Raw genomic sequence first — 3,969 nt, forward strand, 5'->3', positions numbered from 1 at the left:
AGCCCCATCCGGTATACCGGATGGGGCTACTTTTTTTGAAGCGCTGTTCTCGTTAGCTCATTATTTAAACATAAATTCTACGCGGGTTCCATCCGCATAATCTTCTAACTGATTGCCGACCCAGCTACCTGCGCCGCGGTTATCTTTTGGGGTTATGTATTCAATATCGGCCCCTTTTCCGCCTTCATTACACATGGCCATGGGCCATTCATCGCGGTCGTAGCCTTTTTTGGTGGGGATCCCTTTTAAGGATTCTTTGCGGTTGTCTTCAGCCTGCTCACGGTTAATCGTGCACGTCGCGGACTCCCCTTTGGCAATCGCGTCCTGAATGTGCTTAGCGGTTTCAGGATAACGATCTGATGGGAAGATCAGCTGAACAACTTCTGAATCGGATGTGGACGAGGGGGCTGCCGGATCTCCGTTCTGTTCATACCAATAACCGCCCAAAGCAAGTAACACAACAATGATGAGACTGGTGAGTAGTTTCTGTATTTTCAAATCTGCTCCTCCTTTTTTGGAACTTAAAATAGTATATCTTATATCATAATGCAGTGCGATTTAATATACTTAGGAAAAATAAGAGGAGGACGGTATTGGATATGGAGTATTTGATTACGATTGAAGATCAGACGCTTATAGCCTCTGCTGAAGATATTATAACTAGACGCTATGAATGGGAAAGGCACCATGTAGGGGCGGCGCTCCGTACTAAGACGGGGGAAATCTTTACAGCGGTACATGTAGAAGCTAGCATGGGACGAATTACAGTCTGTGCAGAAGCGATGGTGATTGGAAAAGCGGTATCCGAAGGCTACAAGGAATTTGATGCGATTGTTGCGGCAAGGCATTCTGATCCGGACAGCGCGGAAAGAGAAATTAAAGTAGTTTCTCCCTGCGGGATGTGCCGTGAGTTAATTGCTGATTACGGGAAGGACTGCAAAGTTATTGTATCCGAGGACGGCCGGTTAGCTAAATATGATATTTCTGAATTACTACCGCTGAGATATACGAGGTAAATTGGAGAGTTTGCTCGGGAGCCACTAGGCTCCTTTTTTTATGGAGCCGTGAATTTATTCTGCAGTTCCTTACACTGTCCTAAATTAATTTACAACTTCATGTCCATTCGCTGAGTTCATGTCACTAGTATCCCCATACTATAACTTAAAAAAAGTTAAAAGGATGTGAGAGTGGATGGAACAGCGCAATCTTCGAAATATGGTTGATTCGGCATCGAGGTTTGTGAGCGATGTTCAGTGGCAAATGTCGTATCGTAAATTGCAAATGGCTCCGGCGGATTCGGAAACGGTGCCTTCTGCTCAGAAATTGTTGAATACCCTTTATTTTCTGCAAGGAAAAGGATGGATTAGTGGACAACATGATTATTTGGAAAGCGCGGATGAGTTCAATGGGGAGCTGAAAAATACTAGCGGGCAATATGCGGCCCTTCACGGCTATGAGCTGGGCGCAATCAATAATCAGACGGCAGCACTAATAGACAATCAGCGGGATTGGGTCGTTAGCAGTGCTATTCGCTGGTATAATTCCGGTGGAATCGTAACGATAAGTTATCACGCTCAGTTGCCAGGGACAGCTCCTGCTTGGACTAATGTTTCTACGAGCATAAGCAACGCTGATTTTGACAAATATATAACCCCGGGTACCACTCAGTATAATGCACTGATCGCTGATCTGGATAAGATAGCTCTTTCTTTAAAAAAACTAAATGATGCAGGTGTTCCTGTGCTCTGGCGGCCGTATCATGAAATGAATGGCGGATGGTTCTGGTGGGGGAAGAAGAGCAACTACGTGGGACTGTGGAACCTTATGTTTGACCGTTTCACCAGCTATCATAAGCTGCATAATTTATTGTGGGTCTGGAGCCCAAATGCCAAAAATCAGTGGAGTGATGACCCTGCCGAATACTACCCAAGCGGTGATAAAGTAGATGTGCTGGCACTAGATATCTATGATGGGGATTTTAAGGGAAGTCACTATGATAGTCTATGGGATCTGGGTCGTGGAAAAGTGATCGCGATTGGAGAAAATGGAGAGCTACCGTCCCCTGCACTACTATCTAAATCACAGCCCAAATGGTCTTATCAGATGACCTGGGGCAAGCTTCTTTATGAGAAGAATACCGATGCGGTAATTAGAGCCTTTATGAACGACAGCTTTGTATTCACACGGGAAGAGTATGCTGCTGAGGCGGCAATTGTGGAAGCTATGGGAGATAGTGTGCTGCAAAGTGGACTATGGGGACAATATTACAATAATATGACCCTTAGCGGCGCTCCTGCGCTGACGCGAACGGATGCTAACATCCAATTTTCGTGGAAACAGGGTTCGCCTGATCCAGCCATTCGCATCGACGCTTTTTCAATACGGTGGAGTGGTAAGCTTACTGCAGCCTATAGTGAAACCTATACCCTTTACACCTCCTCTGATGACGGGGTGCGGGTGTGGATTGATGGTGGGCTGATCATTGACAGTTGGGTGAATCAGAGTGGGCAAGAGCGAAAAGGCTGTGTGAATCTGATTGCAGGCAAGCTGCATGAAATAAAAGTGGAGTACTATGAGAATGTGGGAGACGCGCGGATTGTATTGCAGTGGGAAAGTCCTAGCCAACCCAAAGGGGTTATTCCAGCTGGAGCATTTTATCTTCCTTAAGGCGATATCCGAACGGATTCGAGCATCCGAATATTAGCAAAAAAGCCCCGGATTCCGGGGCTTTTTTTAATGTGGAAAAATCTCAGATTTGTTCACGGTAGCTAATGTTGTTGGCGATCTTCTCGTCACGAACAGCTTTGCGCAGAACATCTTTGACGGTTTGAGCATCATGAATTTTTCGGAAAAGAAGCTGAGGTGCTGAGGCATCATCTGAAAATACAGTTAATGTACCGATGCCGAGCATCCGGTCCATGATAGATTGTGCTACGGATAAATCGCGTACACGCAGTAATTCGATCTCTTCGACATTTTTACCGATAAGTCCGGTCTTTACCATAATGCGCTGGCTTGTAATGGTGTACGTAGTAGTGTTTAGGCGTACGATTCCTTTGAGGCGATCAGAGATACTGGCTGGTTTGCCTTTCCAGAGAACGACTTCTTGAGTAGCATTTGGATTTGCTGATGGACGGCGGGCGGTCACTGGAGCGGTGCCGTCCATGCTAGTTCCGCATTCTCCACAAAATTTAGCGCCCTGCTTATATTCTGATCCGCAGGTTGTGCAATAAGGCATAAATACCTCTCCTTCCCTGATTACAATTAAAATAATTATAACATAATAGTCGTTTTACATAAATTTCATTTGCGCTTTACACAAACCGACATTATTCTGTTAAGTGGAGGGATAAATAATGAAAAAAGTGTTACTAATAGGAACGCTAATGCTGACTGTCATCCTTAGCGCCTGCAGCAATAATAATTCAACTTCATCGGCACCTGCCTCGGAAGAAGAAGTGCAGGAAACCGTGCAAAACTTCTACAATGAAATGTCTAAACTTGATGAATTAGGAAAATCATCTTTAGCGGAGTTCAACGAAGCTATTGCTGCTTATTCAGCAGGAGACCTTTTGGACAGGCAGCTGGAGAAGAAGATTAACGAATTCCAGAAGACCGCAACAGACCTATCCAATCAGGCTGAAAAAGTGAAAATTTCCTCTAGCTTGCCCGAAGACATTCGTAAGCTGCTTGATGAGTCTAAGATTGCTTTTCAAAGTGCTTATTCTCTAAAAGAACAGGCCTCTCAAGGTGCTGATTCCGCAGAGGTCACTGCTGAGAAGTTCGAGGAATTGAATCAGAACGCTGACGTCGCGATGCTATACGGCATTTCCAAGCTTAATGAAGCAAGAGAAGCAACAGGGCTCATCGATGCTGATGGTCAATCCACCGCTGAATCAGAGAAAGTTCAAGAATAGATCGGAAGTTAGACGCTGAACAGTGATATGCTCCCATCATAGTAGACAGTAG

General features: G+C 45.1%; 5 protein-coding genes. 3 read left to right on the top strand and 2 right to left on the bottom strand.

The features are described 5' to 3' along the window. Positions 1–60: 60 nt before the first annotated feature. A complete protein-coding gene (locus tag CA598_RS31235; RefSeq protein ID WP_042194351.1) occupies positions 61–492 on the bottom strand; it encodes a NucA/NucB deoxyribonuclease domain-containing protein in 432 nt (143 codons plus the stop codon). Between the two features lie 107 nt (positions 493–599). Between CA598_RS31235 and CA598_RS31240 the strand changes: the two genes are divergently transcribed. Further along, a complete protein-coding gene (locus tag CA598_RS31240; protein ID WP_094879019.1) occupies positions 600–1,016 on the top strand; it encodes a cytidine deaminase in 417 nt (138 codons plus the stop codon). Positions 1,017–1,191: 175 nt separating this feature from the next. Next, the gene (locus tag CA598_RS31245) at positions 1,192–2,667 is read left to right on the top strand and encodes a glycosyl hydrolase (protein ID WP_094879017.1); all 1,476 of its coding nucleotides are present in this window, start codon (positions 1,192–1,194) and stop codon (positions 2,665–2,667) included. A gap of 82 nt (positions 2,668–2,749) precedes the next feature. Here CA598_RS31245 and CA598_RS31250 read toward each other — a convergent pair whose 3' ends face one another. Beyond that, positions 2,750–3,238, bottom strand: coding sequence for a PH domain-containing protein (locus CA598_RS31250; protein ID WP_094869520.1), 489 nt, complete (start codon positions 3,236–3,238; stop codon positions 2,750–2,752). Positions 3,239–3,356: 118 nt separating this feature from the next. Here CA598_RS31250 and CA598_RS31255 point away from each other — a divergent pair, with 118 nt between their 5' ends. Continuing rightward, positions 3,357–3,917, top strand: coding sequence for a hypothetical protein (locus tag CA598_RS31255; RefSeq protein ID WP_094879018.1), 561 nt, complete (start codon positions 3,357–3,359; stop codon positions 3,915–3,917). Positions 3,918–3,969: the final 52 nt, after the last annotated feature.

The organism is Paenibacillus sp. VTT E-133291, assembly GCF_002264395.1.
GTDB classification, from domain to species: Bacteria; Bacillota; Bacilli; order Paenibacillales; family Paenibacillaceae; genus Paenibacillus_AQ; species Paenibacillus_AQ nitricinens.